Raw genomic sequence first — 5,032 nt, forward strand, 5'->3', positions numbered from 1 at the left:
TTCCCGTCCCCGCTCACCTCGGCGAGCACGCCCTGCTCGAGATCGAAGAGGGGGCGATAGGCGGGCAGGGGCTCTGTGAAGGTCGATGTCCGGGCCGGGGACGCCTGACTGATCTCCACCACGGCCCGGCACGGCAGGCGGTCGCCGTTCTGCAAGACAGTCGAAGGGGCGCCCGGTGTGACCCTGATGCGGAAGGCGCCTTGCGCCTGGGCGGTGGCGCCGGGCGTGATCCCCCCGGCGAGCTCCTCGGTGCCGTCCAGAATCTCTATCCAGGGGTTCACCTCGGAGGGCTCGATCCGGAGCGTGAGGGTCAGCGCCGAGGAGGTCGCCTGGCCGCTGTTCTTGATCTTCACGTTGAGCTTCACCGTCTCGCCGAAGTCGAGCCTTCCGTCGTTGTTCCCCTGGACCTGGGGGGGGCCGGCTGCGGTGAGATCGTCGACGGTGAGCTCCGTCAGGGCCAGGGCCGCCCTTCCGGCGGCTGCCTGCACAGGGATGTCCGCCTGGACATAGGGGACGGCACTCCTTTCCGTCACGGTGACGTTGAAGGTGCCCAGGCTCCCGGGCCTGAAGGGAACGACCGCCGTGCCCTGGTTGTCCGTCATCGCCGATCCCCAGGTGTCTCCGGTCTTGTATGCAGAGACTCTTGCCTCCCGGAGATAGACCCCGTCGCGCTGCACCCTGACCGTGATGGTCGAGTCGCCGAGCGTCATCGACGTGGGCGCCTGGATCGTCAGCTCCTTGGGCGTCTCGAGCCATGGGAGCATCTGAGGATCGCCGAGCAGCGCCAGGCTGAAGGCGAGGAAGCGAGAGTACCCCTCCCGGTCTCCCCAGAAGGAGAGCTGTTCCGTGATCGCGTCGAAGAAGGCTTCGCCGAGCGAGCCGGCCCGGTTGTCGAGGAAGAGCTTCGAGTAGGTGCTGTTCTGGAAGGCGGTCGCGGCCGCCGGGAAGTCGAGGTTGGTCGATCCGATGTAGGAGACCACGCCTCCTCCGGACGCGAAGAGGAACGCTTCGGCCAGGCAATCGAGATCGAAGGCCGCGGAGTTGCAGTTGATCGAGTAGAGGACGCTCAGTCTCTGGCCGTTCGACATCTGGCGGGCGTCCCCCACGAGGTAACGGCCCGATCCGTCGGCGCCGGTCTTGGTTCCGATCGACATGCGATCCCATGAGCCGTGGCCCACGTGGTGGATGAAGCCGACGCCCTGGTTGAGCTGCGTGATGACGTTCGGTTGCAGCTCGAGGACAGCGTTCACGCGGTTCCTCGGAGGTTGCTGCCAGTACTCGTGCCACTCGTACATCTCGATGATCTGGGGGTTCAGATCCTCGGCCTCCTCGATGATCGAGACGGCGCTGACGCAATCCCGCGCCCCGTCGAGCCGGACGCACGGGCTGCACTGCGGACGGTTCTCCGAGCAGATGAGGCACGGCGGAACACGCGTGAGCTGAGTCAGCGTCCAGTCGGAGTCGAACAGGACTTCGCCGAGGAAGAGCATCTTGTCGAGGTAGCCGTCCAGGACGGGGGTCTTCACATAGGTCAAGTACTTGTCGACGAACGTGGCCACCTGGGCGGGAGTGGACGCCGGGATGCGTCCCACGTAGAGCTCGGGGTCGAAATCGGCCCCGTCCCCGATCGGGTTGGGCGGGCACTCCGCCTTGATCCCCTCGCCGAAGAGGTCGTCGCCGTCCCGGTTCCAGTTGCCGTCCAGCCCTGCGTAGTAGATGTCGGAGATGATCCCCAGCCCGACGGGGCAACCCCAGGTGTAGGAGCGAAGCGTGCGGACCGGAACCTCGGTCGGCCCTCCCACGATCAGCAGCCACCGCGCGCCCCAGTACTGGTAGGCCTCGATCAGGAAGTTGCGGATCCTCTCCGCCTGATCCACGCCCTCGACATAGGTCGAGTCGACCCACTCCACGGTCCGAACCGCCGTGGGAGTGCCGCTCTGGTTCTTCCAGTTGACGAGCAGATTGAGTTTCGAATTCTCGACAAGCAGCGTCTTGCTCGTCAGCACGACATACTCCACCGGATCGCTCGCCAACGAGGGGCGGGGCGCCGTCGCCAGCGTCTTACGCGAGGAGACCGGCGGGACGCTCTCCAGGGGGGGAATGAGGAGATCCCCCGCGCCCTCGGTCCGCAGGCATTTCAGCGGCCGCGGAGCGGCCGCGTCCTCCTGCCACCGGACGACCAGCGTCCCCTGCTCGAGCAGGCTGACGGCGTCGCCGTCCTCCAAGACCAGCGGGTAGACCGCGAACTGCGCCCACGAGCGGCCCCGTCCGAGGCTGATGCCCAGGAATCGGACTCGCTCGGCCGGCCAGCGGGGAGCCGCGTATGCGTACTCAGCGGGATCCACCGAGGTCGGCCCACCCGCCTCGATAGGGGCGTCCCGGAGGACCGCCGCCAAGGGGCCCGGGAGAGGCCGGGTCGAGGCGATCTCCCCCACAATCTCGTACCGCGAGGGGCTGCTCCCCTCGGGCGCCTCCATCCGCACGAGGCGGGCCGGGAGCGCGGGCTCGCCGGGGAGGCCGGGCCGCAGAGCGGCCCCCCGGACGGCGCATTCCGTCCGGCCATCCTCCGTCACCTGGAAAGCAACCTGATCCCAGCTCCAGCCGAGGTTCGTCTCGTCCGGCCCCCTTCCCGACGAAGGGGAGGAGCAGAGTCCGAGGACCACGGGGATGACGAGCCAGGAGAGGATTCGAGCGCGCATCAGACCTCCTCGGCGCCGCACAGGATTTCCCTGTGTCGGACGCCCCCGGCCTCCTCACCCCAAGGCGCCGGGGGTTGCCAACAATCCAGGGACCGGCGGCGCGCCAGCCCTGCGGGATGACCGGCCGCCCCCCGCTCCCCGGCTTCTGATCTCCGGCGGACTGCGGCGCGACCGTCAGCCGCAGTCTAGCTTGCTTCCGCCGGGGCCGTCAACGCGGCTGGAAAGGCGCCCGCGACCCCGGGTTCACTCCGAGGGGCATATTTCGCGGCTTTCCTGAAAGAATCCTGTTGCCTTGCCCGCCGACCGGTGTTACGAAATGGGCGGTCTCGAACTTGCGAGACAGTGTCAAGTTGAACCCAAGGAGGGATGGAAGCCATGACCAAGAGCCAGCTCGTGGAGACCCTTGCGAAGGAAGCGGGCCTCGAGAAGAAGCAGACGAAGATGTTCCTGGAGGGTCTCACTCAGGTGGTCGAGAAGACCTTGAAGAAGGGGGGCGACATCCCCCTGACCGGCCTCGGCAAATTCAAGGTCCAGAATCGCAAGGCCAGGATGGGCCGCAATCCGCAGACCGGCGAGTCGATCAAGATCCCCGCGAAGAAGGTCGTGAAGTTCACGGTCGCGAAGAATCTGAAGGACACCGTTCTGAAGCGGACGAAGTAGCGGCGGCGGCGCGGGCGCGACGTCGATCGCGACGGAGGACCGCGTCAGACAGGCTCTCGTTCAGGTGGGAAGGGCATCGAGGCGACTCGAGGCCCTTCCCGTTTCTTCACGCCGTGCGATCGAGCAGCCCGCGGTAGAGACTCGCGAACTGCCCGTAGGTCGCGGCCACGCTGTATCGTCTCGCCGTCTCATCGAGGGCGGAGCGCGCGAGGCGCCGCGCGAGCGCGGGATCGCCCAAGAGGCGATCGATCTGCGCGGCGAACTCCCCCGCGGCGCGGGCGGCGAGGTAGTCTCGCTCCTCCTCGAAGCCCATTCCCTCGAGCGCGCCCGGGTAGGCGACGACGGGAAGCTCCATCGCCATGACCTCGCAGACCCGGCTGCGGATGCCGCTCCCCTGCGGAATCGTCAGCGCGACGAGATCGACGCCGGCGAGCTCGCGACGGGGATCGGCGACGGTCCCGGTGACCCGAACGCCGGGGATCGTCCCCAACCGGCGCACGTCCGGAGGCGGATCGGCGCCCACGATCAGGACCTGGACGCCGGCGCGCGTCCGCCGGAGCATCGGCAGGATCTCCTCGCACAGATGGCGGGCCGCGACGCGGTTCGCCTCGCTCGCCATGTTCCCGTAGAAGGCGATCGTCCCCGCATCCCGCTCCCGGCCGGAGCGAGACGATTCCCCGCGCCTCCAGTGAGACAGATCGACCCCCATTCCGATCGTCGCGATCTGCGCCTCCGGCCCGAGCTGCCCGCGCAGCGCCTCCTCATCCTGAGGCGTGATCGCGATGAGGCGGTCATAGCGGGACCACTCACGGATCTCGGATCCCCGCTCCTTAGAGCTCACGGGTCGTCCCAGACGGGCATGGCGCTCGAACTGGATGTCGTGCGTGTCGAGGATCCAGACCGGCGGCCGGATTCCGACCCCGGCGAGATGGCGCAGCGTGAACCAGTAAGCGACGTGGACGATGGCCGGCGGCCTGCGTTCGACCGCCGCGCGAACGGCTCGCGCGAGTGATCTCGAAGCCAGGAACCAGGCCTCGCGACCGTACCCTGTCCCGGCGACCCGGTAGCCGACCTGACCCACGAGGCGATGGACCGGGGATTGTCGATGCCACGCGAGGACGGGAGTCCATACGCCGAGGGATGCGACCGGACCTGGATCCTTCATCCGATCGCGATCGTGGACCAGGGTTATTGTCTCGATCTCGAAGTGGAGAGAAAGCGCCTGCAGAATCGAGAGATTCCGCACGCGCCCCCCCATCGTGAGCGGATGGGGATGGTCCGGAAGAACGGCGAGCAGGCGCGGCCTCAGGGTTTCCGCTCTCCTTCCCCGGTGCCCGCCGGACGCTTGGGCTTGTCCTCCGATCCCAGGATCCGGTCGATGATCTTCTGTCTCTGGATCTCGGACATCTTGTTGAGCTGCTGCTCCATCAGCCTGTAGTGCGGCAGGGGAACGACGAAGTCGATCGTGTCCGGGCAGGCCGGATCGACCACGACCAGCCTGTGCATGAACTTGTCCGTCATGGGATCGGTGCTCGTCGTGTCCACGCCGACCCCCGTCAGGCTCAGGATCGTGTTCCAGCGGGGGTCCTTGCACTTGCCGACGAGGCGGTGGATGATCCAGTCCTCTTGCGCGACGCGCATCCCGTGCCGCTCGAAGCACCCGCTGTGCAGCT

3 protein-coding genes are annotated in these 5,032 nt (G+C 67.4%); 1 reads left to right on the forward strand and 2 read right to left on the reverse strand.

The window, feature by feature from the left end:
• A partial coding sequence (locus FJY88_11850; GenBank protein ID MBM3288026.1) for a hypothetical protein occupies positions 1-2,699 on the reverse strand: 2,699 nt, incomplete at its 3' end.
• A gap of 375 nt (positions 2,700-3,074) precedes the next feature.
• Here FJY88_11850 and FJY88_11855 point away from each other — a divergent pair.
• A complete protein-coding gene (locus FJY88_11855) occupies positions 3,075-3,359 on the forward strand; it encodes an HU family DNA-binding protein (GenBank protein ID MBM3288027.1) in 285 nt (94 codons plus the stop codon).
• A 106-nt stretch (positions 3,360-3,465) separates the two neighbouring features.
• On the opposite strand, the gene FJY88_11860 is transcribed toward FJY88_11855, so the two are convergent.
• Entirely contained in the window at positions 3,466-4,617 is a 1,152-nt protein-coding gene (locus tag FJY88_11860; GenBank protein MBM3288028.1) for a glycosyltransferase, read from the reverse strand.
• Positions 4,618-5,032: the final 415 nt, after the last annotated feature.

It is taken from the genome of Candidatus Eisenbacteria bacterium, assembly GCA_016867495.1.
GTDB lineage: Bacteria > Eisenbacteria > RBG-16-71-46 > CAIMUX01 > VGJL01 > VGJL01.